Here is a 24,232-nt window from a genome sequence, read left to right as displayed (position 1 = left end):
AGACTCGGTTATGTTTGGCCGAAGGCTTGTGTCATGATGATCCGACCGCAGGTTAGTCGTCCTCTTCCTATATGAATAGATCTTCCGCGTTGCTCCTTGCTTTAGTCTTCCTCAGCGGCTGCCAGGCCATGGCACCCGTGCCGCCGGACGGTACGCCGCCGGTAGAAGACAGCACCCCCGCCCCTGAAAAGCCCAAGGTTTATTCCTCGTTCAGTGAAGAAACGGTGTTCAGCCTGCTGAGCGCGGAGCTGGCCGGCCAGCGCAATCGCTTCGACATTGCGCTGGATAACTACGTGACCCAGGCCATCAACACGCAGGACCCGGGCATTTCCGAGCGCGCGTTCCGCATCGCCGAGTACCTGGGCGCCGATCAGGCCGCGCTGGACACCTCGCTGATCTGGGCCAAAAACGCCCCGGATGACCTGGAAGCCCAACGCGCAGCGGCCATTCAACTGGCGCGCGCCGGGCGCTATGACGACTCCATGATCTATATGGAGAAAGTCCTGCAGGGCAAGGGCGACACGCATTTCGACTTTCTCGCGCTGTCGGCGGCCGACACCGACCAGGACACGCGCAATGGCTTGATGAAAAGTTTCGACCGCCTGCTGCAAAAACACCCAAAGAACAGCCAGCTGATTTTCGGCAAGGCCTTGCTGCTGCAACAGGACGATGAAGCCGAAGCCGCCCTCAAGCTGCTGGAGCAGAACCCGCCGGAAGACGGCGAGATCGCGCCGATCCTGTTGCGTGCCCGTCTGCTGCAAAATCTCAATCGCGGCAAGGAAGCGATTCCGCTGCTGGAAAAAAGCATCAAGAAGTACCCGGAAGACAAGCGCCTGCGCCTGACGTACGCGCGTACGCTGGTGGAGCAGGACCGTATGGGGGACGCCAAAGTGCAGTTCGCCAACCTGGTCCAGCAATACCCGGACGACGACGAACTGCGTTACTCCCTGGCGCTGGTATGCCTGGAAGCCAAGGCGTGGGACGAGGCCAAGGGTTACCTGGAAGAACTGATCCAGCGTGAAAGCCATGTGGACTCGGCGCACCTGAACCTCGGCCGCATTGCCGAAGAACGCAACGACCCGCAGGCTGCCCTGCTCGAATACGCCCAAGTCGGCCCCGGCAATGACTACCTGCCGGCCCAGTTGCGCCAGGCTGACATTCTGATGAGCAACGGCCGCACCGACGAGGCGGAAAAACGCCTGGCCGCAGCCCGCGACGCCGAACCGGATTACGCGATCCAGCTCTACCTGATCCAGGCCGAGACCTTGTCGGCCAATAATCAGGGCGAGCGCGCCTGGAAAGTCTTGCAGCAAGCGTTGCTGCAATTCCCCGACGATTTGAATTTGCTGTATACCCGCGCCATGCAGGCGGAAAAACGCAACGACCTGACGCAGATGGAAAAAGACCTGCGCCTGATCATCAAGCGCGACCCGGACAACGCCATGGCCCTGAATGCCTTGGGTTACACCTTGTCCGACCGCACCACGCGTTATGACGAAGCCAAGGTACTGATCGAGCAAGCCCACAAGCTCAACCCGGAAGACCCGGCCGTACTCGACAGCCTCGGTTGGGTGAATTACCGCCTGGGCAACCTGGACGAGGCCGAACGTCTGCTGCGCCAGGCGCTGGAACGCTTCCCCGACCAGGAAGTCGCCGCCCACCTGGGCGAAGTGCTCTGGGCCAACGGCAAACAACGCGAAGCCCGACAAGTCTGGGAAAAATTCCTCAAGGAACAACCCGAAAGCCCTATCCTGCGCGGCACCATCAAGCGCCTGACCGGATCCGAGACCCTTTAAACTTATGTTCTTGCGCCACGTTATCGTTTTCAGTTTGATCGCCCTGCTCGCCGGTTGCGCGGGCTTCGGTTCCCGTGAATCCGTTGAAGGCCAGGGCAACCCGGCGCAATGGCAACAGCACAAGGACCAGCTCAGCAGCATTGATGGCTGGCAGATCGAGGGCAAAGTCGGGGTTCGCGCGCCGAAGGATTCCGGCAGCGGCACTTTGTTCTGGCTGCAACGCCAGGATTACTACGACATTCGCCTGTCCGGTCCGCTGGGCCGAGGCGCAGCCCGTCTGACCGGCCGACCGGGGCAAGTCAGCCTCGAAGTGGCCAACCAGGGCCGTTATGAGGCGACATCGCCGGAAGAATTGCTCGAACAGCAGATGGGCTGGAAGCTGCCCGTCTCGCACTTGGTGTGGTGGGTGCGCGGCCTGCCGGCGCCCGACAGCAAAAGTCGCTTGAGTCTTAACGGCGACAGCCGCTTGGCCACCCTGGAGCAGGATGGCTGGCAGGTCGAGTACCTGAGCTACGTGCAACAGGGCGGCTACTGGCTGCCCGAGCGTATCAAGCTGCACGGCACCGACCTTGACGTCACGCTGGTGATCAAGGACTGGCAACCACGCAAGCTGGGGCAATAAACGTGTCTGTACAAACGTTGACCCTGCCCTCCCCGGCCAAACTCAATCTGATGCTGCACATTCTCGGGCGCCGTGAAGACGGCTACCACGAGCTGCAGACGCTGTTTCAATTTCTCGACTATGGCGATGAGCTGACCTTCGCCGTGCGCGACGATGGCGTGATCCGACTGCACACCGAATTCGAAGGCGTGCCCCACGACAGCAACCTGATCGTGAAGGCCGCACAAAAACTTCAGGCGCAATCCGGCTGCGCGCTCGGCATCGACATCTGGATCGATAAAATCTTGCCCATGGGCGGCGGTATCGGTGGTGGCAGCTCAAATGCCGCGACCACACTGCTGGGCCTGAACCACTTGTGGCAGCTCGGTTGGGACCACGATCGCCTGGCCGCGCTGGGCCTGACACTGGGCGCGGACGTCCCGGTTTTCGTGCGTGGGCACGCGGCTTTTGCCGAGGGTGTGGGCGAGAAACTCAGCCCCGAATACCCCGAAGAGCCGTGGTATGTCGTGCTTGTTCCGCAAGTATCTGTAAGTACAGCAGAAATTTTTTCAGATCCACTGTTGACACGTAACTCTCCTCCCATTAAAGTGCGCCCCGTTCCCAAGGGAAACAGTCGAAATGACTGCTTACCGGTTGTAGCAAGGCGTTATCCAGAGGTACGTAACGCTTTGAATTTGTTAGGTAAATTTACCGAAGCAAAATTAACCGGAACTGGAAGTTGTGTGTTTGGGGGCTTCCCAAGCAAAGCTGAAGCTGATAAAGTCTCGGCCCTTCTTACAGAGACCCTTACAGGGTTTGTAGCAAAGGGAAGCAACGTTTCGATGTTGCATCGCAAGCTGCAAAGTCTGCTCTAAAAGGAATCGAGTACTGGGTACTCGTTGCAACAGATACAGGGGCGTCGCCAAGCGGTAAGGCAGCAGGTTTTGATCCTGCCATGCGTTGGTTCGAATCCAGCCGCCCCTGCCATTTTCCTATACTCATCCAGGTTACCCTCAGCCTCTAGGTACTGCGCGTGTCCAAGATGATGGTCTTTACGGGGAACGCCAACCCCGATCTGGCTCGACGTGTCGTACGTCAGCTGCATATCCCTCTCGGTGACATCTCTGTCGGTAAGTTCTCCGACGGCGAAATTACAGCCGAGATCAATGAAAACGTCCGCGGTAAAGACGTCTTCATTATTCAGCCGACCTGCGCTCCGACCAACGATAACCTGATGGAACTCGTCGTGATGGCTGATGCCTTCCGCCGCTCCTCAGCGACTCGAATCACAGCTGTAATCCCTTACTTTGGTTATGCCCGTCAGGATCGCCGTCCGCGTTCCGCACGTGTGGCTATCAGCGCGAAAGTCGTGGCTGACATGCTGACCGTGGTAGGCATCGACCGTGTTCTCACGGTTGACCTGCACGCTGACCAAATCCAGGGGTTCTTCGATATTCCGGTAGATAACATCTACGGTTCGCCAGTATTGGTGGACGACATCGAAGACCAGCGCTTTGAAAACCTGATGATCGTGTCCCCGGACATTGGTGGCGTCGTGCGTGCACGGGCTGTTGCCAAATCCCTGGGCGTGGACCTCGGGATCATCGACAAACGCCGTGAGAAAGCCAATCACTCTGAAGTGATGCATATCATCGGTGATGTCGAAGGGCGTACCTGTATTCTGGTTGATGACATGGTCGACACCGCCGGCACCCTGTGCCACGCGGCGAAAGCCTTGAAAGAGCACGGTGCGGCTAAAGTCTTCGCCTACTGCACACACCCTGTGCTGTCGGGCCGAGCGATCGAGAACATCGAGAATTCCATGCTGGACGAATTGGTGGTGACTAACACCATCCCGTTGTCCGCAGCTGCTCAAGCCTGTTCGCGTATCCGTCAATTGGATATCGCACCGGTAGTTGCCGAAGCGGTTCGCCGCATCAGCAACGAAGAATCGATCAGCGCGATGTTCCGTTAAGGCTCAACCCTTCGGAACACCTCACTGACGAAAAGCGCCCCGCCCCAGCATACTGCCGGGGCGGGGCTTTTTTGCCCATATCGCCTTTAGCGCTGGTCGCAAACGCTAGGGCGAATGTGGTTATTTTGGAGATACAACATGAACGATTTTACTCTGAATGCTGAAGCGCGTTCCGACCTGGGGAAAGGTGCGAGCCGCCGCCTGCGTCGTCTCGCAAGTCTGGTTCCAGCTGTAGTTTACGGTGGCGAAAAAGCCCCTGAATCCATCAGCATGCTGGCCAAAGAAATCGCCAAACTGCTGGAAAACGATGCGGCCTACAGCCACATCATCGAGCTGAACGTTGGCGGCAAGAAGCAGAACGTCATCATCAAGGCACTGCAACGTCACCCAGCCAAGGGCCACGTACTGCACGCCGACTTCATTCGCGTTGTAGCCGGTCAAAAACTGACCGCTATCGTGCCTGTGCACTTCATTGGTGAAGAAGCTCCAGTCAAGAAAGGCGGCGTTGTTTCCCACACCGCTACCGAGCTGGAAGTAACCTGCCTGCCGAAAGACCTGCCTGAGTTCATCGAAGTCGACCTGTCGGCTGCTGAAATCGGCACCATCATCCACCTGTCCGACCTCAAAGCCCCTAAAGGCGTTGAGTTCGTAGCACTGGCTCACGACGACGACAAGGCTGTTGCCAACGTCCACGCGCCACGTGTTGTAGCAGAAGATGAAGAAGGCGAAACCGCTGCAGAGTAATTTGCTCTGTAACGTCGGAGCTTGAGGAAACATCGCGGACCGGAACGTAGCGAGAAAGCGGGCGACAACGCGAAGTTTATCTCTGGATAAGTTAGCTCCCGTCGTCCACTTTCGCCGCACACTGATTGCGGCGATGTTATCCACAACTCCAAAGGAAGGGCCCCTGTCGTGACTGCCATTAAACTGATCGTTGGCCTGGGAAATCCAGGCGCCGAATACGAACAGACCCGGCATAACGCGGGGGCCCTTTTTGTTGAGCGCATCGCCCACGCTCAAGGTGTGAACCTTGTGGCCGATCGCAAATATTTCGGCCTGACCGGGCGCTTTTCGCATCAGGGTCAGGATGTTCGTCTGCTGATTCCCACCACCTACATGAACCGCAGCGGCCAGGCTGTCGCGGCGCTTGCGGGCTTCTTCCGGATCAAACCCGAGGAAATCCTGGTGGCCCATGACGAACTGGACCTGCCACCCGGGGTTGCCAAGCTCAAGCTGGGCGGCGGGCATGGTGGGCACAATGGCCTGCGCGACATCATTGCGCAGCTGGGCAATCAGAATAATTTTTACCGTCTGCGGCTCGGCATTGGCCACCCAGGCGTTGCCAGTATGGTTTCAAATTTCGTCCTGGGTCGTGCGCCACGCGCCGAACAGGAAAAACTCGATGCCAGCATCGACTTTGCCCTCGGCGTGCTGCCGGATATCTTCGCCGGTGAATGGAACCGTGCGATGAAAAACCTGCACAGCCAGAAGGCCTGACTCTTACCGAGGGGAAACACCATGGGATTCAATTGCGGCATCGTCGGCCTGCCCAACGTCGGCAAATCCACCCTGTTCAACGCGCTGACCAAATCCGGTATTGCGGCGGAGAACTTCCCCTTCTGCACCATCGAACCCAACAGCGGCATCGTGGCCATGCCGGACCCGCGCTTGCAGGAACTGGCGGCTATCGTCAACCCGAAGCGCATCCTGCCGACCACCATGGAATTCGTCGACATCGCGGGCCTGGTCGCCGGCGCGTCGAAAGGTGAAGGCCTGGGTAACAAGTTCCTGGCCAACATCCGTGAAACCGATGCGATTGCCCACGTGGTCCGCTGCTTTGAAGACGAGAACGTGATTCACGTCTCCAACAGCGTTGACCCGAAACGCGACATCGAGATCATCGACCTGGAACTGATCTTCGCCGACCTCGACAGCTGCGAAAAGCAGCTGCAGAAAGTTGCACGCAACGCCAAGGGCGGCGACAAGGATGCCGTAGTCCAGAAAGGTCTGCTGGAGCAGTTAATCGCTCACTTCACCCTGGGCAAACCCGCACGCAGCCTGATGAAGAGCATGAATGCCGACGAAAAAGCGGTGATCAAGGGCTTCCACCTGCTGACCACCAAGCCGGTGATGTACATCGCCAACGTCGCTGAAGACGGCTTCGAGAACAACCCGCTGCTCGACGTGGTCAAGGCCATCGCCGACGAAGAAGGCGCGATCGTGGTGCCGGTGTGCAACAAGATCGAAGCGGAAATTGCCGAGTTGGATGACGGCGAAGAAAAAGACATGTTCCTCGAGGCCCTGGGCCTGGAAGAGCCTGGCTTGAACCGTGTGATCCGCGCTGGCTATGAAATGCTGCACCTGCAGACCTACTTCACCGCCGGTGTCGAAGAAGTGCGTGCCTGGACCGTCAAGGTCGGCGCCACCGCCCCACAGGCTGCCGGCGTGATCCATACCGACTTCGAAAAAGGCTTTATCCGCGCCGAAGTGATCGCCTACAACGACTTCATTCAGTACAAGGGTGAGGCCGGCACCAAGGAAGCCGGTAAATGGCGCCTGGAAGGCAAGGAATACATCGTCAAGGATGGTGATGTAATGCACTTCCGGTTTAACGTGTAAGCACTACCTGCGGTTTACCTCGCACAATGAAAAGCCGATGCAATGCATCGGCTTTTTTGTGGGCGAGAACCACACACCCTGTTAACAAACTCATATATATACCTTCCATTTTAAGATTCCCCCTACTGACTACCCCATCAAAAGAAATAAACCTGCAACCGTCTAACTTATCCTACACCGCCTGCGCAAGTTCCTACTTTAATGCAGGAAGAAAAAACTTATGCTTTCCATTCTACTGAACCGCGCGTGCTAACTCTTCCTCAACCAGCGCGAAGTAATAATGGAGCACCCTTTCGATGTCGGCCGTGCCTCTCGTGGAAAATGAAACAGTCATCTCATTGATCGAAAGCCCGGATCTTGAAAGTACGCTCGCTAGCACCGCCTCTCTCAGTATTGACATACTGTTATTGGGCGAAACCGGCACGGGCAAGGATACCTTGGCCCAACGGATCCACAGTCTATCGGGGCGTCGAGGCAACTTTGTTGCCGTGAACTGCGCCGCCATCCCGGAAAGTCTCGCAGAGAGCCAATTATTCGGTGTCAACAGCGGCGCGTTTACGGGAGCACTGCAATCGCGGGCCGGCGTTGTAGAGGCCGCTCACCTGGGCACCCTGTATCTCGATGAGATCGACAGCATGCCACTGAGCATGCAAGCCAAGTTGTTGCGCGTACTGGAGACGCGTGGCGTGGAGCGCCTGGGCTCAACCCGATTCATCCCCGTGGATATGCGCGTTATTGCGTCGGCCCAGCAGTCGCTATTGGCAATGGTCGAGCAAGGCACCTTCCGACGCGACCTGTACTTTCGCTTGAATGTCGTCAGCTTCCAGCTTCCTGCCCTGCGGCACCAGCGAGAACGGATCATTCCATTGTTCCTGAAGATGATCCGGCAAGAAGCCGACCATTTCAAATGCGACATGCCGTCCCTGCCTCATCAGCTCCTGCAGGAATTACTGTGCCACTCCTGGCTAGGCAATATTCGCGAATTACGCTCAACGGCCAAGCGGTTCGTGCTGGGCCTGCCACCGCTCTCAAGCCCCAGTAGCAATCAGCCGGACAGCCCGATGTGCCTGAAAGATCGTCTGCAACAAATTGAAAAGGCACTGATTGAAGAGTCGCTTTATCGTAACGACCATTGCGTAGATAAAGTGTCGATTGAGCTAGGGATCCCCAAGCGCACACTTTACTACCGTATGAAACAACTCGAGATATAGCCAGCAACGTTTCAAGACAATAAAACAGCAGGAAGGCGACTGAAAAACAACTTTCACCCCCTGCAAGAAATAATTTTATACAAATCCTCCAAATAAGCATGGAACCCCTGATCGGCTGCAGACCACGTATAAGTCGAGCGACTTAAGTTTCTCAATACACGCTGGTAGCCAATCTCCGCTATCAGTATTCATTCAGAAATCACATAGGTGATCTATGGCAATTCCAAACGTAAGTAACGCTGCCAACCAAGCACAGCTGGAAGCAATCAATGCCAACAAAGAAAAGGAGATCGTCAGCGAGGCCAAGAAGAGTGCCGATCAGGAACTGCTCACAGCAAAAGCGGGCCGCACCAAAACCTTGCGATTCGCCTAAGTGACACCGACCTTCCCTGCCCATCAAGCCGGGGAGGTTTTTACCGTCACGACGGGCGCAATAGTCGATTCATTCGCTGGAGATTCATATGTACACCACCACCTCAGGGCTCCCAGAAGATAGAAACATCACGGGTCAGAACGATGCACCTGATGCGGTCAACAGAGCGTCTGACATCCATTTATTCAACGCCCGGCCGGTCACCAACGAACAGTCTGGTAGAGCAATCGCCCCCGTCATGGCATCTCCGCCTATTTCCTGGGAATCCCCTGAGTCGGCTAAGTTATCCAGACGCGTCTCCAAAGCGTTCCGGGAGGCGAGCATGAACAAGGAATCCAAGGATGCGAATGAGTTCGCCCAGGCGCTGGCCGAAGCACACGTCGACTTGACGTCGCGCATCAAGGTGATTGGCGCAGTCGCAAAATGCACCGACAAAGTTTGCAACATGGGATAGATGCATGTCTCGCCATCTAATTGCCCTAGTGTTTTTTTCATCGGTGTTGATGCTATCCGGCTGCGGTGACAGCGTAGAGCTTCATCGCAATATTTCAGAGCAGGAAGCCAACGAGGTCATCGCGGAGCTCGCAGACAAACAGATTCGTGCCCAGAAAATCCCTGGAAAAGATGGCGTCGCCGTTCGCGTCAAGGCAAGTGACATCAGTCGAGCTGTTCGCACTCTGGACGCAGCCGGATTGCCCAAAACTGCTCGCTCGACACTGGGAGATATCTTCCGCAAAGAAGGTGTGATTTCCACCCCGCTGGAGGAGCGCGCGCGCTACATCTATGCGCTGTCGCAGGAACTGGAATCGACCTTGTCAAACATAGACGGTGTGATCGTCGCACGGGTGCATGTGGTGCTGCCTGAGCGAGTAGCGCCAGGCGAGCCGGTACAGCCGGCCTCAGCGTCTGTATTCATCAAGCACGATCCGCGACTGGACCCTGACAATATCAATCCTCGCGTTCGCAGGATGGTGGCCAGCAGCATCCCCGGGATGGCTTCAGCCATAGACAACACCACAAAACTGACCGTCATTTTTGTACCCGCCACCGCTTATAAGGAGCAGCAGCAGCTTACATATCTCGGTCCTTTTCTGGTACCGGAGCACGACCTGGGATTCTGGCATGCCACCCTGACTGTGCCTGTAGTCGCCCTGTTGCTGGGAGGCATTGCCTGGTTGCTCTGGCGTCGTAGGAAAAGGCCCGCCCCTGTACCTGAGCCTTCCATAGCATACAGCCATGAGTGATGGTCTCAGTTGGGCAAGATGGTGGGCCTTCCCCTGGGAGAATGCCCACATCGATTGGCTCACACACACCGGCTTTGTAGAGACAGCGGCGCTTTCACGCTGCCATCATCGCCAAGTGAGCAACCTTTTCGGCATCGAACCAGAGCTACCCCCACCCCCCTCTGCGGCCATATTGCAACTGATACTGAGCAACAAGCTAAAACGAGATCTCGTACTGATACTCGTCAATGAGGTGTACAACGCCCCCCACGACAGCCGGTTGAATCAAGACCAGCTTCTTTGGTGCCAGCGTTTGAGCAAGGCACTGCCACCCGACTCAATACCGGTGAGCCTCGACGACCCATTACACTATCTGCGCGCGTGGGTCGTCCCCACTCTCTGGAAACGCCTACGATTGATCTTCCCTCGCCAGAGGGTACTTGAGTTGGAGCAGCATCCTACGCTGGCGGATGCTCATAGCCGGCTGGATACCCTGTGGAAAGCCACCATCTGGCGTGCAACCGCTAACAGCGTCGATGATGCTGCGCGCGCCCCCCGCGAGAAATCCGAACATGTTTTGCGCCCACAAGATTGAGCTGAACACCCAAGATCAACCGGCAGCCCTGATACCCCGGGAAATGCTTTCTGACTACGCCCAGGCCCGTCAAATCATCGAACACGCCGAAGCCCAAGCACAGGCGCTCATACAACAGGCTCAAGCCCAGTGCGAAAAACTACTCGAAAGCGCTAGTGATGAGTTCTGGCAGCGCGCCAATGCCCAACTGTCCCGCTGGGACGCGGAGCGCCAAGCGATGTTTGACAGTTTGGAACAGGCCGCCACTTGCGTCATTAACGCAGCTATTCGAAGTCTCCTGGGCGAGACCGTACCCGCTCAACGCCTCACCGCCCTGCTCAATAAACTGCTGGACGCCCAGCTACCGACAGTGGAGGCAAGCTTACTGTGCAACCCGGCGGACCGCGAACACGTTGAGCACTGGCTCGATCTGCACTGTGATGTGCCATGGACGCTTCGAGTCGAAGACCGCCTTGCCGCCCAGTCGCTGCTTCTGGAGACGGAGGACGGCGGATTTCAAATTAATTGGGCTGATGCCGTCGACAACCTGGTGGTCATTCCACCCTTGGCCAAAACCCAGTAACAACCTTTCCGGATAAAAAGCTTTTCTTTCTCAAAAAAAATAATCGGTTGCTGGAACTGGCCATCAATTCGGCGCCACACAGCGATACAACCCCACTGGAGATATTGTGATGAATAATGATTCACGCGTACTCAGTAATCTCTACAGGCAGCAAATGCGTTCCGAGAGAATAACCGAGCAAATTGGGGTCGAGGCTCAATACAGCCAAGGGACCGAAGAAATCTCACAGCTCTTCGATCAGCTCATAGAGCAGAAATCCCTTCTGGTTAACAACTTAGCAGTGAGCACAACCTTCCTTGGCTATAAGCATGAAACGCTTAAATCGGCCATCAATGTCGTCTAGTGATTGGCAACAAAAGCTGACGGATTGCTTGAATGGACGCGAACTCCATACCCCATTGCGGCGCGTGTGCCATCTGGGTCATTCCAGCCTGGCGCACTTGCCTTGGCTGCAAGCCCACCGCTGGTTGGTGCAATGCTCGCCGCGACATTGCCGGCAGGAACACCTGTTGATATCACTTGAAGCACTTCTGAACCAACGTGACACCGGGCGCAGCGTAACCGCGCGCCTGACCAAGCCTGGGCGCCCATTGCGGCCCACTTCATTACGTAAGCTACCGCGCTGAAACAGAGAACCTGTCATGTCTAGCAAGATCAACAAGCACACCGGCTTGCGTTTAAACTCGCCCGCTACTCTGGCAAAGCGCGTTCACTGGCGCTGTCTGTTCGCCCTGCCCCTGCTGTTGGCGCCACTGCAGAGCACCCTTGCCGCCATTCCTCCTGAATGGAAAAACACCGCCTATGCTTATGAGGCCGAGCATAAACCCCTGCGCGATGTACTGGAGGATTTCGCTCAGACGTTTGGCACCCAACTGCAAATTGACGGCCTTCTGGACGGGATCGTAAACGGCAAGATACGTGCGAATACCCCCCAGTCAATGCTCGACAGACTGGCGGTAGAGCACCGTTTCCAGTGGTACTTGTACAACAATACCCTCTATATCAGCACCCTGGACCTGCAAGAGTCCGCGCGCCTGGAAGTCTCTTCCGAGACCGTCGCCGACCTCAAGGGGGCCCTGACCGATATCGGCCTGCTCGACAGCCGTTTCGGCTGGGGTGAACTGCCGGATGATGGCGTGGTGCTGGTGTCTGGCCCGAAGCGATATATCGACCAGATCAAGCAATTCAGCAGCCAGCGTAAAACCCCCGACGAAAAGCAAAGCGTACTCAGCTACCCGCTGAAGTTCGCCAACGCAGCGGATCGCCAAATTGACTACCGCGGCGAAAAGCTGACTATTCCAGGTGTCGCCAGCATGCTGAAGGGGTTATTGGAGCCGCGGGATGCGTCCGCTCTTTCGGCGATTAATGCGCGCTCCGGGTCATCGCAGCCCTCACCGATAATGCCTAACATTCCCCGGTTGAATAACCCTTTGCTGGGGCAAATGCTAGGTCAAACAGGAAGCGTAGGACAGCTGGAAACCGGTGCAACGCTCAGCCCCCGGGCGCCGGTATCCAGGGGCAGAATCCGTGTCGAAGCCGATGTACGCAACAACGCCGTGCTGATCTACGATCTGCCGGAGCGCCAGGCGATGTACCGCGAACTGATTACCCAGCTCGACATAGCACGCAGGCTGGTGGAAATCGACGCAATCATCCTGGACATAGATCGCACTCAATTGCGCGAATTCGGGGTCACCTGGGGCTTTCAGAACAGCCGCTTCGGTGGCCGCGCAAACATGGCACCGGGCGGTACCTCACAAGTGTCCATCGGAAGTCGGGACCACTTCTTTGCCGAAATACGCGCCCTCGAGCAACGCGGCCTGGCGACCATGGTGTCCAACCCCTCGGTCCTTACCCTGGAAAACCAGCCGGCGGTGATTGATTTCAACCGTACCCAGTACCTCCAGGCAGGCACCGAGATTGCGACCATCCTGCCCATCACCGTCGGCACCAGTTTCCAGGTGGTGCCCAGGGTGACGACCTCGGGTGGCACGCATCAGGTTCACCTGGCCATCGATATCGAAGACGGTAATTTCGACGAATCAAACCCCGATCGCATCGGGCCCGACGTACGCCGCGGCAAGGTCAGCACCCAAGCGGTCATCGCGGAAAAACGCTCATTGGTGGTGGGTGGCTTCCATGTCACCGAAAGCACTGACAAACGCAGCAAGGTCCCGCTGCTGGGTGATATTCCACTGCTGGGCAAGGCGCTGTTCTCTTCCTCCGAACGCCAGAACAATCGCCGCGAGCGCCTGTTTATCCTGACCCCACGGGTCATGGGCGATCAAGCTGACCCGTCACGCTATTTGCCGCAGGACGATCAGGTCGAGCTGCAAGCCGCGCTCAAGCCACTGGCAAGGCGGTATGCCGCCCACGAGCCGGTCATTAAACGCAGTGACATCACGGGCACGCTGGCGCGCCTGGTGTCCGGCGAAGTGCCTCTGGCATTCAAGGCGGCCCCAATGCCACTGGGCCTCGGCACTCTGTGCAACACCCGTGAACTGCTGGCCATGAACACCGAGCGCAGCCAGTGGTATGCCGGCCCGGAGTTCAATGTGGCGGTGGTGGTGCTGCGGAACCAGTTCAAGCGCAATGTGCGTATCGATGAAAAGGAATGCAGCAATTCGCAAACCCTGGCCGTCACCGTGTGGCCGCGCGCCTGGCTTAAACCGGGTGAAGAGGCCGAAGTCTTTATCGCCATGCGCCCGGTGGTGAAAGATGAACACATCGGCGTGCCTCGCCCCTCCTTGATCACTCCAGCTAAGAAGACTACGCCATGAAACACCCCTTGTTGTGCGTCACCCTGATCGGCACCGTGCTGTTCATCGCCGGCTGCACCCCAACGTGCAAGGGCGACTCCTGCTCACGCCCACAAGCGACCAAGGATCAAATGGTGATCTGGTGGCCGCCGCAGATGCGCGTCGAGCCTGGCCCTTCCGGGGAACGGGCGGACTACCAGACGATATCGCTGGAACGATAAGCCCCGACAAAATGCCTGGTGATCAGCGCCAGGCATTCGCAGCGCTGTGCACTGGTCAGCGCAACTCTAGCTCTGGCAGCTGCAGGGTTTCACGCTTGGTTTCATCATCGAGTTCACGCAACGTGCGGTAGATCAGCGCCACGGCCTGCAAGGTTTCGCGCGGGATACTCGCCCCGAGTTTGTGAGTGTAGAGCGTGCGGGCCAGCCACACACACTGGATCACCGGCACCTCGGCGGCCTTCGCCCGCTGAATTAATTGGCGGGCGTCGGCGTCCGTACCTTTGCTGACCAGCAGGGGCAGCGGCGTCACACCGGCGCGGTAATACAGGGCAACAGCAAAGTGCGTCGGGTTGACCACCAGCATGTCGGCTTCTTCCAGCTTGGGCAGCTTGACCTTGGGCTCCTCGTTGGCCAATTGATAGGCCAACGAGCGACGCTGCCCCTTCACATGGGGGTCGCCTTCCATGTTCTTGTATTCCTGGGTGACCTCGACCTGGGTCATGCGCATGCGCTTGGCAAAGAAGTGCTTCTGCATCGCCAGGTCTATCAGCGCCAGCACCAGCAGAAGCCCCAGGCAGGCATGCAGCAAGTGGCGGAACAGGCTGATCAGCGCAACGATGTAAGTCTGCAGATCAGTGGTGGCCAGGTTGATCAACGTGCCCAATGAGGGCCTGATCACCACGTACAGCACCAGGCCCAGGAGCACCGCCTTGGCAATGCTCATCAGCAGGTTAATGATCGACTGGGCAGAAAACATCTGCTTGAGCTGATTGAGGGGGTTGATGCGGTTGAAATCGAGCTTCAAGGTCTCCGGCGCAAACAGAAACCCTATCTGCATCCAACTGGCGATCAGCTTCATGATAATCGCCACGCCGACCATCAACAGGGCAAACGCGAAAAACATCACCAGCCCCGAAAACAGCACTTCCTCCACCGCGCGTACGAAGGGCTGACTCATGCTCGACATGGGCAACACCATCAGTTGCTGGAAACGTTGCATACTGCTGTCGGCGGCAAACAAAGCGATCTCACTGATGGCCGTCAGCACCAGTAACTTGCCCACATCCTGGCTTTGGGAGACCTGGCCTTTCTTGCGCTGATCGCGCAGCTTCTTGGCTGACGCGGGGTGCTTTTTTTCACCTGAGTCACTCATGGCGTCGAGTCCTTGAACATCAACCCGAGTGAGTGTTTAAGGTCATCCAGCAGGCCCAAGCGCTCGACGATCAGGTCCTGGAACAACGCGAAATACAACAGCAGAATACCAAGGCCCGCCAGGGACTTGACTGGAGGCGCCAGCGAACTTACTTGCAGTTGCTGGCTGTAGACCCCCAGCAGCGCAATGCCGAACTCCAGGAACAACAGCACCGCAATAAACGGCGCCGCGTAGAGCATCATGTGCGTAAAGGTATCGCCGAGTATGCCCAGGAACGTACTGAAACCATTGACTGCCGGCAGCGGCACCCAGGCGGTTGCGGGCCAGATCAGGTAACTGTCCCAGATCACTTGGGTGAGCACGCTAAGCCCCAATACGGCGATCAACAGGTAAATCACCAGCTGTTTGAACAGATGCCCGATCGGCGTCGCGTCCGGCCCCAGCGACGGGTTGAGTTGCCCGCCCGCCAGCGCGCCTCGCTGGTTGTCCAACAGCGCGCCGACCGACTCGAACATCCAGAACGGCATGGCCAGCAAGACGCCCAGTAAAATGCCCAGGGCCGCCTCCTTGAATATCAGCCCGGTGATCATCAGCGCCGAGTAGTTCTCAGCCATCAGTACAGCATGGATGCCTGGCGCCGGAATCAACGCCATGACCATCACCACGATGTGGCGCAGCATGCCGCGTATATGTTGGAACAGGAACGCAGGCACCAAAATGGCACAGGGATAAATACGCGCCATGCCCACCACCAGGCTGGATAAATACTCAAGATAAATCACCACGCGTATTCCCTCAGTTCAATGCCGAGCGGGCGATCATTTCGAACATCAGGTTGATCAGTTGGATCAACTCCACACCGATCCAACGACCGGTCAAAATCAGCGTGATACCTACCGCAACCAGTTTGACGCCAAAGGGCAACGTCTGGTCCTGGACCTGCATCAAGGCTTGTATCAGCGACGTCAGCACGCCGACGATGACTGCCACGATCAGTGGCGGTGCCGACAACACCACCACCAGCAGCATGCCCTGCTTGAACAGTACGATCGGTTCCATAGGGCACTCAGAGGTAAGAAAGGAACAGGCTGTCGAGCAGTCGCGACCACCCCGAGACCATCACGAACAACAACAGTTTGAGTGGCAGGGAAATGGTCATGGGCGAGACCATTTGCATGCCCAAGGCAAGCAGCAGGTTCGACACGATCAAATCGATGACGATGAACGGAATGTAGATCAGGAAGCCGATCTCGAATCCCGCCTGCAACTGCGACAGCACAAAGGAGGGAACCAACAGGATCAGGTCATCGCGCTGGGTGCTTTGTGCCATTTCAGGCGGCCACATACGCGCAGTGTTTTCAAGCATGTGTGTCAGCACATCCGGGTCAGTGTTGCGCTTCATAAACGCACGTAGCGGCTCTATGGCAACAAGCCCCGACGTTTGAAGCGTCTGCACGCTGCTCATGTCCAGAGGCGATTGCTTGAGGGTCTGGGCGACCTCGTAACCCACCGGGGCCATGACGAACAGCGTGGCAGCCAGCGCGACGCCATTGATCGCCATACTCGGCGGCACCTGCTGAACGCCAATGGCGTTGCGCGTGATCATCAGCACAATGACGATCTTCAAGAATGCCGTGCATACGATCAACAGCATCGGCAATACAGACAACGCGCCAAAAAACAGCGCCAGAGCAGTGGGGTCAACGCCCTGGAATATCATCGGGAAAGAACCACGCGAGACAACTGCAGGCCGAGTCGTCCATCCACTTCCACCAGTTGCCCTTGGCCTATTGAACGGTCGCCGTAATACAGGCCGGCCATGCCGGGTGCATACCCGGTGATCCCCAGCACTGCCCCCGGAGCTAGGTTGCGCAATTCACCCAAAGTCAGGTTCAGCGCACCACAGCGCACAGTCAGCGCCATGCTCAACTCATCGAAGGGTTCGCGCCCGAATACATCTGCTACCGGGTGGTCCGACTCGGCCCCCGCGTACTCTTCCATCATGAAATCTTCGTCCACGGACGCTTCCTCGATCGAAATAAGGTTCAGGCATAACGGCCCGGATTCATCGTCAATACGCCCTCGCAAACGACGCCTGGCGGCAGGCAGGTAGCCGTCGCCGCGCGCATCGAAAAAAGCCTGCTCGAGCATCAGCACATCGCCTTCACGCAGGTCGCGCAATTGCGTAATAGGCAGGCTCAAGCGCCCCAGGGTCACGACCATGAACACCGCAAACGTCGCTGGTAACGGGTCGGCTGTGGCCCGCCAGGGGCCCGCCGCGCACAACGCCAGCAGGCTTTGCGGAGTCAGCCACACATAGCCCGCGACTCTGGAGGGGCCCAGCATCACCGTGAAACGGCAACCGAAGTTCAGTTTCTGAGGCGCAGGCAGCAACCGCAGGTACCCGAAAATTGCCTGCAGCTGCGGGCTTAAATGATGCTGGAACAGCTCCCAGATCCACGACTGCGGGTCATTGCCAGCCTCTGCCAGGGGCACCGGGCATTCGCCCATCAGGCTGAACAGCGGCCCGGGCTCGGCGAATGCCAGCACTCCGCAAGCGCTCTCGAAAAACAAAGGGCGAATACCCGCGGGCGCGCGGCCGGGCTCGAGCAACAATACGCCCTCCTGATCAGCGACCCGAAACGGCAAACGCAAGCCGCGGCCCAGGCGCTGCAACGCCGCCACCCTGTCCGCCGCCACCAACGGCAGTTTCAAAGGCGTGATCATGTGCGGCCCACGAGATGGATATCCACAGGCTGGCCCAACGCTTCGGCCAGCCCGTCCTGGCAGCGTTTCCTGACGCCGCCGAGCCAGTGCGCGGTGCGCTCCTCTTCGGCATCCAGCTCAACGTTCCAGGCGCTCGCCCCCTTCTCGACACGGGCATTGATGCGACCCAGCCGCGGCAGGTAAAGCACCGCGTTCAGGGGCAACTGCACGCTGACCTGTATGCGAGGCGCCAACTGCTGAGTCAATGCTTCGATCATCGCTACATCAGCCGAGGCCTTTGGTCCCGACAAGCCAGAAGCGAAACCGCCTCCGCCATCATCGTCAGGGGCGAACAGTTGGGCGAACAAACGTCCATGTTCCCAAGGCACCACCCCTGCCGCATTGGGCTCACGGTCCTCGCGGGGCTGGCGCACGCGGGGTGCATCAGGTTTGCTCACAGGTTCTTGCTTCATTCTCTTCCTGCACCAGTAACTGGGATAATTCCCGAAGTTTTTCAACCTCGCGCAAACAGCGGGTAGCCTGCTTCTGCGCGCTGTCGATGTGGATCACTTGCTGCGCTTGCTGCCCGTGCAATGCATGCAATTGCGCTTGCTCGCGCTGCGTACTGGCAGACAACGAGCGCTCCTGGGTGCCCCAGGATTTGAGTTGCTGAAACGAGAGCACTTGCCCTTGATGCTGGCTCAAGAGCGCCGCGGCTTCCTCGGCTTCCTGCAGCCGGGTTTGCTCCAGGACCTGATGGGCCTGTTCAACCTTCACTTGCAACACACGCTGCTGCCTTTTAGCTTCACTCAGCGCGCGCTCGGCACGATCCGCCCGATGTTTGCGCAGACGCCGCAGGGTCTCCAATTCAGAAAGGAACATCGCCGGTCAGCTCCGTCAGTTGATCCAGGGTTTCAGCCATCGGTGAAGGTTCACGCAAGTCCTGGCGCAGAAACCCGTCCACCGCCTGGCGGCTGTCCACCGCCAGGTCGGTCAGGGCATCACTGCCAGGCTGGTATTCACCCAACTTGAGCATCAGCTCGATCTGCTGGTACGCCGACAACAACCGGCGCAGTGCCGTACCCGCCTGAATATGCTCGGGCGCGGCGACGTTGCTCAAAATTCGTGAAAGGCTGGCCAGTACATCTACCGCTGGGTAGTGACCTCGCTCGGCCAGCTTGCGCGACAGCACAATGTGGCCGTCGAGCAACGAGCGGACTTCGTCGGCGACCGGGTCGTTCATGGAGTCCTGCTCGATCAGTACCGTGTAGATCGCCGTGATCACACCGTCACGGGTCAACCCGGCGCGTTCCACCAGGCGCGGCAGTAAGCTGTACACCGAAGGCGGCAAACCGCCGCGGCCCAGGGGTTCACCCGCCGCCAGGCCGATTTCGCGCTGGGCCCGCGCAAAACGCGTCAGGGAGTCGATCAGCAGCAGCACCCGCTTGCCCTTGCGTCGATAGCCTTCAGCCAACGCTGTCGCCGTAAACGCCGCGCGCGCACGCTCCATGCTTGAGCGATCGGACGTCGCGCACACCAGGACGGCCTTGGCGCGCAATTGATCATCCAGCTCGTGGTCAAGGAACTCGCGCAACTCCCGGCCGCGCTCGCCGATCAGGCCGAACACGATCACATCGCACTCGACGTTACGGGCGATTTCCGCCAACAAGGTGGTCTTGCCACAACCGGCACCGGCAAACAGGCCTACGCGCTGGCCTTCACCCAGGGTCAACAGACCATCGATTGAACGCACTCCTGTCGCCAGCGCCCGATTGATCCTCGGCCGTTCGGTAGGCAAAGGTGCCTCGCACAGCACCGTGCTCGCTTCTGGGTCGTCGGCGTCGACAAAGGCACTGGGGCCATCGCCCGCAATCGGCCGCCCGAAACCATCCAGCACCTGGCCCAGCAGTTCATCACTGACCCGCACCCGATGCGGCACCCCCAGGCGCTGCACACTCGCCCCCACACGCACACCTTCGAGGTTGCCCAGGGCGCTGAGCACGGCATCCTGCTGATCAAACCCGATGATCTCGGCCAACATGTATTCGTCAGTGTTTTTTTCAACCTGGCACAAGTCACCGATGCGCGCGTTGGGCAACCGGCATTGCAACAGCATGCCGTTGACGCGCTGGATCCGACCGCGCATCGTCACCGGCGCAAAGGTGGCCAGCGACTGGGCCTGGCGCTTTTGCCAGACGTCGAGACGTGCTTGCACTTGCTCGTTCACCACCGCACCTCGTAGCGCTGCACGCCGTCAAAGACCACCTTGCTGTTATCGATAAGCACCAGGCGCAGCTCATCCACTTCGTCACCCACGAACAGTCGGCTGCCATCTTCCAGAACGACATGGCCGTTCGGTCCACCGACGATCTGCACAATCTTGAATGGCAATGCCCCGTCGCGTACGCGCACACGACTGATCACCGGCACCGCGCTGTCGAACTGCTCGCCGAAACGGCTGAGCATGCGCGCTACCAGCTCCACCTCGTCCTGCGAGACATCGCCGTTGAGCGCGACCTGGCCATTGATCACTTGCAAGCTGACCCGCTTGCTCAACTCACGCTCGCCGAGCATCTTCAATAACTGCTGGCGAACTTCAAACGGCGAGTCCAGGGCTTGCTTGCGGACCTCGGGCGGCATCAAAGACGCCTGCGCCTCGCGCTCCCCCGTGGAGAACATGCTCACTAGCGCAACGATTACCGCCACCAGCAATACCAGGCTGATCAGGCGCTTTTGCTGCGAGTGCGAGATGGACGATAACTTCAATACCGGCACAGGCTGACTGACGGGCGGTGGTAGTAGTGGTGGTGGAACTGGAGCCTGGGGCCAGGGCTGATCGGCCAAGGCGACACACAGGCGCACGACCCCGATCAAAAACACCGCGTTGAGTGGCAGGTTGGCGATATGTGCCAGCACCTGACCCTCAGCGCTGTGCAGCAGACCCGCCTCGGCCTGCACCGACCAGTTGGCGTCAATCAGCCTCAGCCGCGCATGCTGCTCGGCAACGCCCGGATCGCTCAGGACAAGGTCGGCGTCAGGGTGGCAACCAATGCTCCATTGCTCGCCGAACAACGGCAACGCTGCACCTTCATGCCGCCCATCAAGTACCCGCAGCTCAAACATCAACGGGCACTCCGCGCGTGTCGATTACTCATGCCACTGCACCACGCATCAACTCGTCCTGGCCAAGATCGAAACGCCCCAGCACTTTCACCTTGGACGTGCTGCCCAATTCGGCGAAGGACAGCACCGGCACGTGGTTGAACTCTTCCAGCAACAAGGTCCGCAAAGGGCTGCGCAAGTCCTGGGCGACGAGCATCACGCACTTAGTCTTGGGACGTTGTGGAAACGCTTGGTTGAGCAAGCTGACCAGTGCGGCGCTGCTGTCGTTGTCGAGCGCAAAAAACACCCCCGTCTGAGTCTGGCGCAGCGCCTCACGCAAAATGTTTTCGGTCTGCGGGGCGAGCAGCCACGCATGCAGGCCGTCGGATTCACTGTACTGATGGAAGATCTGCGATTTGAGGGCAATGCGCGCATAGTCGGCCAACGCGTCAGGCTCACGTTCATGCTGGCCGTACTCGATCAGCGACTCGACAATCAACCGCACGGCGCGCAAAGGCACCCCCTCACTGGCCAGACGCTGCAAAACCGCCGAAAACCGCGCGAGCGGCATGATGCGTTGCAGCTCCTGCACCAGGTCCGGCTGGTTATGCTCCAGCCAGCCGAGGATGGCCTTGCTTTCCTGGATGCCGAGGAATTGCGGCCCGCTGAGTAACATGGCCTGCTTCATACGCTCGACGATCAGGCTCGCTGCGCTGAACCGCTCTATCGCCGGATCATCCAGCAGCGGATCATTGGCAGCCAGCCACACCCAATTCTGTTCATCGCGCTCGGCCAGCCCCGGCACGCCATGCTCAGGCTCGAGCTTCAGCGCTGCACGCTCCACCGCCACCAGGTTGACAACCGACGCCTTGAGCATCGGCACTTCATGCACGCAAAAACGCATCTCATCATCGGCCAGCGTGTCATCGAGCTCGACTTCGAATGGCGGCAGTGTCAGGCCAATGTTGGCGACCATTGCGTTTCGCGCCTGGCGAATCGCATGAATCAGGTCGGTCACCTCGGGCGTGCCGCGCAGCACCGGCGAAAACTGTAAAAGGTAGGGCCGCGAGGGGTCGAACCCACGCAAGTCTTCGCTGCCGTTTTCTTCCGGGCGAACGGCTTCGGTGGCTTGGACCGCGGGTACATTTTGCTGTTCACGCTTACGCGCGAGGTAGTAGCCCAGGCCGCCCGTCATCAGCGCGATGGCGATAAACACCAGGGTAGGCATACCGGGCACCAACGCAAAGACCAGCATCCCAACCGAGGCAATCATCCAGCTCTTGGGCTCACTGGTCATTTGCCGGGCGATCTCGGCGCCCATGTTACTGATGCCCTTGCTTCCATCAGGTGCTACACGGGTGATGATCATGCCCGCCGTGAGGGAGATCAACAGCGCCGGAATCTGCGCAATCAGGCCATCGCCGATGGTCAGTACCGAATACAGCGCTATCGATTCCGCCGCGCTCAAGTCGTGCTGGAACATCCCTGTGGTGAAACCGCCCAACAGGTTGACCACAACGATGATCAAGCCCGCAACGGCGTCACCCTTGACGAACTTCATGGCCCCGTCCATGGCACCAAACAGCTGACTCTCGCGGGACAACTGCTCGCGCTTGTCCCGCGCTTGCGTGCCGTCGATCAGACCGGCGCGCAGGTCGCTGTCGATGGACATCTGCTTACCGGGCATCGCGTCCAGGCTAAAGCGCGCCGCCACTTCTGCCACGCGCTCGGAGCCTTTGGTGATCACCAGGAAGTTGACCAAGGTCAGGATAAGGAAGATCACCAGACCCACCGCCAGGTTGCCACCCACCACGAAATTGCCGAACGCCTCGACGATATGCCCGGCATCCTGCTCCAACAGGATCAGGCGCGTGGTGGCGATCGACAGCGCCAGACGAAACATGGTCGTCAGCAACAAAATCGACGGGAACGACGAAAACGCCAACGGCCCCGGCAGGTACAACGCCAGCACGATCAACAGACACGATATGCAAATGTTGACCGCAATCAGGATGTCCACCAGCCAGGTGGGCAGCGGCACGATAAAGATAAACACAATGCCCAGGACCACCACGGCACCCAGCACTTCGGCACGCTGCGCCACTTTGAGCAATACATTGTTGATGGCCGACAGTGCGGTCACACCCGCGCCCCCAGGCCACCGATAACGTGTTTATGCCCGCGGTCGGCTCGGTCCAGTTCGCTCATCACCGCCAAAAACGTGTCCAGTGTGGACTGGCGCATGCGACTGTCCGGCCACAACGCAATGGGCAAATCCCGAATGAGCGGGTAAAGCGCGTTGAGGATGACCACTTGCCGGGTGGTCAGGCCACCCGCCAGATCACTCCCAAGCCGCAGGATTTCACTCGCATCGAGACCACTGCTGGCGTACCCCAGCATTCGCTGCAACAGAGCCACGGCATCATAGTCGTTACCCAGGCGCTGGTTCAGCGCCAGGCAACCCGACAGCACGGCGCCCAACTGCCCGCAACTTTGCAAGGCCAGCAACAAGGTGCGCAAACGAGGCGTGGCCATTTCTGAAACCAGGTGCGCAATGTCGTCAGCCAAGGCTTTACGCATGCTGCTGAGCCTGGAGGAAAACGTATCCACACCGTATACGCCGAGCAGCGCCTGCATCATCGTCGACAGCGATTGGCGCGCGGCCACGCTGGCGTAGTAGAGCGCACGCAGCGCTTCGCGTTCTTTAGGCTCGCCACCGGCCTCCAGCAGCGCCGTGGCGACTTTGAGACCCGCCTGGATTTCGCCTTTGTAAGCAACCGACAGCATGGCAATCGCATCCCGCGCCTTGGCTGCATCGGACGGGCGCCCCTCATTGTTCGCCTGGACCTCCAAGTGCTTGAGCAGTACGTACGCGCGCGCGGGGTCCCCTTCAGCAAGATGCATCAACTTGTCGACACTCGTATTGTGCTGCAACACATGCCTGAAACGCCGAGAGACCGTCGCCATGGACTCTTGGGCCGGATGGCCCAACAGCTCGTACAGCTGCGGCAGCTGCTCGGCAGGTGGGACGTGTATCGATGTCGCATGCTGGGCTTGATTAGGGGCAACCCCTCCCGGATGAAAATGATGAGCAAGCTCACCGGCCTTGTCGGGCGTGTGAACAGGCGCAACGGCGGGTTGAACCTGACGCTGGGCAGGAGACACATCTTGATGAGATTCAATTTTCATGAGCAGGCCAAGACAGGAAGTATGTGCCCCTATGTGGCGAGACCCGCCTCTACGGTTCCATAAAAACTCATCGATCGGCGTTAATGAAAAGACCGGCACAAATCCTCAGCGCCTTTTGCAAAAACTTGCGCAAAAACCATCCAAGCC

27 protein-coding genes and 1 tRNA gene are annotated in these 24,232 nt (G+C 58.5%); 17 read left to right on the top strand and 11 right to left on the bottom strand.

Annotation, left to right across the window (positions count from 1 at the left end; all coding sequences use genetic code 11):
- Positions 1-71: 71 nt before the first annotated feature.
- The 17 genes from WBR57_RS00535 to hrpT all read left to right on the top strand — a co-directional run bounded on the left by WBR57_RS00535 (position 72) and on the right by hrpT (position 13,935).
- The gene (locus WBR57_RS00535; protein WP_424081136.1) at positions 72-1,796 is read left to right on the top strand and encodes a tetratricopeptide repeat protein; all 1,725 of its coding nucleotides are present in this window, start codon (positions 72-74) and stop codon (positions 1,794-1,796) included.
- 4 nt (positions 1,797-1,800) lie between these two features.
- On the top strand, positions 1,801-2,418 hold the full coding sequence (gene lolB, locus WBR57_RS00530; protein ID WP_424081134.1) for a lipoprotein insertase outer membrane protein LolB: 618 nt from the start codon (positions 1,801-1,803) through the stop codon (positions 2,416-2,418).
- A 2-nt stretch (positions 2,419-2,420) separates the two neighbouring features.
- The gene (gene ispE, locus WBR57_RS00525; protein WP_424081132.1) at positions 2,421-3,272 is read left to right on the top strand and encodes a 4-(cytidine 5'-diphospho)-2-C-methyl-D-erythritol kinase; all 852 of its coding nucleotides are present in this window, start codon (positions 2,421-2,423) and stop codon (positions 3,270-3,272) included.
- A gap of 37 nt (positions 3,273-3,309) precedes the next feature.
- A tRNA-Gln gene (locus WBR57_RS00520) sits at positions 3,310-3,384 on the top strand.
- Between the two features lie 46 nt (positions 3,385-3,430).
- Positions 3,431-4,372: a ribose-phosphate pyrophosphokinase gene (locus WBR57_RS00515; protein WP_003208392.1), complete on the top strand. Its 942-nt coding sequence runs from the start codon at positions 3,431-3,433 to the stop codon at positions 4,370-4,372.
- 138 nt (positions 4,373-4,510) lie between these two features.
- Positions 4,511-5,116, top strand: coding sequence for a 50S ribosomal protein L25/general stress protein Ctc (locus WBR57_RS00510; protein ID WP_424081130.1), 606 nt, complete (start codon positions 4,511-4,513; stop codon positions 5,114-5,116).
- A gap of 168 nt (positions 5,117-5,284) precedes the next feature.
- Complete coding sequence (gene pth / locus WBR57_RS00505; RefSeq protein WP_010213318.1) at positions 5,285-5,869, top strand: aminoacyl-tRNA hydrolase; 585 nt, start codon at positions 5,285-5,287, stop codon at positions 5,867-5,869.
- Positions 5,870-5,890: 21 nt separating this feature from the next.
- A complete protein-coding gene (gene ychF, locus WBR57_RS00500) occupies positions 5,891-6,991 on the top strand; it encodes a redox-regulated ATPase YchF (protein WP_053254256.1) in 1,101 nt (366 codons plus the stop codon).
- 296 nt (positions 6,992-7,287) lie between these two features.
- Complete coding sequence (locus WBR57_RS00495) at positions 7,288-8,202, top strand: sigma 54-interacting transcriptional regulator (protein WP_424081126.1); 915 nt, start codon at positions 7,288-7,290, stop codon at positions 8,200-8,202.
- Between the two features lie 214 nt (positions 8,203-8,416).
- Positions 8,417-8,575 (top strand): hypothetical protein, encoded by a 159-nt coding sequence (locus WBR57_RS00490; RefSeq protein WP_424081124.1) that lies wholly within the window; start codon positions 8,417-8,419, stop codon positions 8,573-8,575.
- Positions 8,576-8,663: 88 nt separating this feature from the next.
- Complete coding sequence (locus WBR57_RS00485) at positions 8,664-9,029, top strand: hypothetical protein (protein WP_424081122.1); 366 nt, start codon at positions 8,664-8,666, stop codon at positions 9,027-9,029.
- A 4-nt stretch (positions 9,030-9,033) separates the two neighbouring features.
- Entirely contained in the window at positions 9,034-9,819 is a 786-nt protein-coding gene (sctJ, locus tag WBR57_RS00480; protein ID WP_424081120.1) for a type III secretion system inner membrane ring lipoprotein SctJ, read from the top strand.
- A complete protein-coding gene (locus tag WBR57_RS00475; RefSeq protein ID WP_424081118.1) occupies positions 9,812-10,393 on the top strand; it encodes a type III secretion protein in 582 nt (193 codons plus the stop codon). The genes sctJ and WBR57_RS00475 overlap by 8 nt, the downstream gene beginning before the upstream one ends.
- Entirely contained in the window at positions 10,371-10,955 is a 585-nt protein-coding gene (gene sctL, locus WBR57_RS00470; RefSeq protein WP_424081116.1) for a type III secretion system stator protein SctL, read from the top strand. Before WBR57_RS00475 ends, sctL begins: the two co-directional genes overlap by 23 nt.
- Positions 10,956-11,064: 109 nt before the next feature.
- A complete protein-coding gene (locus tag WBR57_RS00465; RefSeq protein WP_424081114.1) occupies positions 11,065-11,298 on the top strand; it encodes a hypothetical protein in 234 nt (77 codons plus the stop codon).
- Between the two features lie 298 nt (positions 11,299-11,596).
- On the top strand, positions 11,597-13,735 hold the full coding sequence (gene sctC / locus WBR57_RS00460; protein ID WP_424081112.1) for a type III secretion system outer membrane ring subunit SctC: 2,139 nt from the start codon (positions 11,597-11,599) through the stop codon (positions 13,733-13,735).
- Entirely contained in the window at positions 13,732-13,935 is a 204-nt protein-coding gene (gene hrpT, locus WBR57_RS00455; RefSeq protein ID WP_424081110.1) for an HrpT family type III secretion system protein, read from the top strand. The genes sctC and hrpT overlap by 4 nt, the downstream gene beginning before the upstream one ends.
- A gap of 55 nt (positions 13,936-13,990) precedes the next feature.
- Here the strand turns inward: hrpT and sctU are convergent, their stop codons facing one another.
- From sctU to WBR57_RS00400, 11 genes are read right to left on the bottom strand one after another with little or no spacing between them, the layout of a single operon-like run.
- The gene (sctU, locus tag WBR57_RS00450) at positions 13,991-15,088 is read right to left on the bottom strand and encodes a type III secretion system export apparatus subunit SctU (RefSeq protein ID WP_424081108.1); all 1,098 of its coding nucleotides are present in this window, start codon (positions 15,086-15,088) and stop codon (positions 13,991-13,993) included.
- Positions 15,085-15,873 (bottom strand): type III secretion system export apparatus subunit SctT, encoded by a 789-nt coding sequence (gene sctT, locus WBR57_RS00445; RefSeq protein ID WP_424081106.1) that lies wholly within the window; start codon positions 15,871-15,873, stop codon positions 15,085-15,087. Before sctT ends, sctU begins: the two co-directional genes overlap by 4 nt.
- 10 nt (positions 15,874-15,883) lie before the next feature.
- Positions 15,884-16,147 (bottom strand): type III secretion system export apparatus subunit SctS, encoded by a 264-nt coding sequence (gene sctS, locus WBR57_RS00440; RefSeq protein ID WP_424081104.1) that lies wholly within the window; start codon positions 16,145-16,147, stop codon positions 15,884-15,886.
- A 7-nt stretch (positions 16,148-16,154) separates the two neighbouring features.
- Positions 16,155-16,808, bottom strand: a complete 654-nt coding sequence (sctR, locus tag WBR57_RS00435) for a type III secretion system export apparatus subunit SctR (protein ID WP_424081102.1) — start codon at positions 16,806-16,808, stop codon at positions 16,155-16,157.
- Positions 16,805-17,815 carry a FliM/FliN family flagellar motor switch protein gene (locus WBR57_RS00430; RefSeq protein WP_424081100.1) on the bottom strand — a complete coding sequence of 337 codons (1,011 nt, stop codon included), beginning with the start codon at positions 17,813-17,815 and terminating at the stop codon, positions 16,805-16,807. Before WBR57_RS00430 ends, sctR begins: the two co-directional genes overlap by 4 nt.
- Positions 17,812-18,267: a type III secretion system HrpP C-terminal domain-containing protein gene (locus WBR57_RS00425; RefSeq protein WP_424081098.1), complete on the bottom strand. Its 456-nt coding sequence runs from the start codon at positions 18,265-18,267 to the stop codon at positions 17,812-17,814. The genes WBR57_RS00430 and WBR57_RS00425 overlap by 4 nt, the downstream gene beginning before the upstream one ends.
- On the bottom strand, positions 18,239-18,676 hold the full coding sequence (locus WBR57_RS00420; protein ID WP_424081096.1) for a type III secretion system stalk subunit SctO: 438 nt from the start codon (positions 18,674-18,676) through the stop codon (positions 18,239-18,241). The genes WBR57_RS00425 and WBR57_RS00420 overlap by 29 nt, the downstream gene beginning before the upstream one ends.
- Entirely contained in the window at positions 18,663-20,021 is a 1,359-nt protein-coding gene (locus tag WBR57_RS00415) for a FliI/YscN family ATPase (protein WP_424081094.1), read from the bottom strand. Before WBR57_RS00415 ends, WBR57_RS00420 begins: the two co-directional genes overlap by 14 nt.
- Entirely contained in the window at positions 20,018-20,917 is a 900-nt protein-coding gene (locus WBR57_RS00410) for an FHA domain-containing protein (protein ID WP_424081092.1), read from the bottom strand. The genes WBR57_RS00415 and WBR57_RS00410 overlap by 4 nt, the downstream gene beginning before the upstream one ends.
- 28 nt (positions 20,918-20,945) lie before the next feature.
- Entirely contained in the window at positions 20,946-23,039 is a 2,094-nt protein-coding gene (gene sctV, locus WBR57_RS00405) for a type III secretion system export apparatus subunit SctV (RefSeq protein ID WP_424081090.1), read from the bottom strand.
- On the bottom strand, positions 23,036-24,085 hold the full coding sequence (locus tag WBR57_RS00400) for a TyeA family type III secretion system gatekeeper subunit (protein ID WP_424081088.1): 1,050 nt from the start codon (positions 24,083-24,085) through the stop codon (positions 23,036-23,038). The genes sctV and WBR57_RS00400 overlap by 4 nt, the downstream gene beginning before the upstream one ends.
- Between the last annotated feature and the right edge of the window lie 147 nt (positions 24,086-24,232).

The organism is Pseudomonas sp., from assembly GCF_049590575.1.
Taxonomy (GTDB): domain Bacteria; phylum Pseudomonadota; class Gammaproteobacteria; order Pseudomonadales; family Pseudomonadaceae; genus Aquipseudomonas.
The sequence above is the reverse complement of the archived record's forward strand: the minus strand, read 5'-3'. Positions and strand labels throughout refer to the sequence as shown.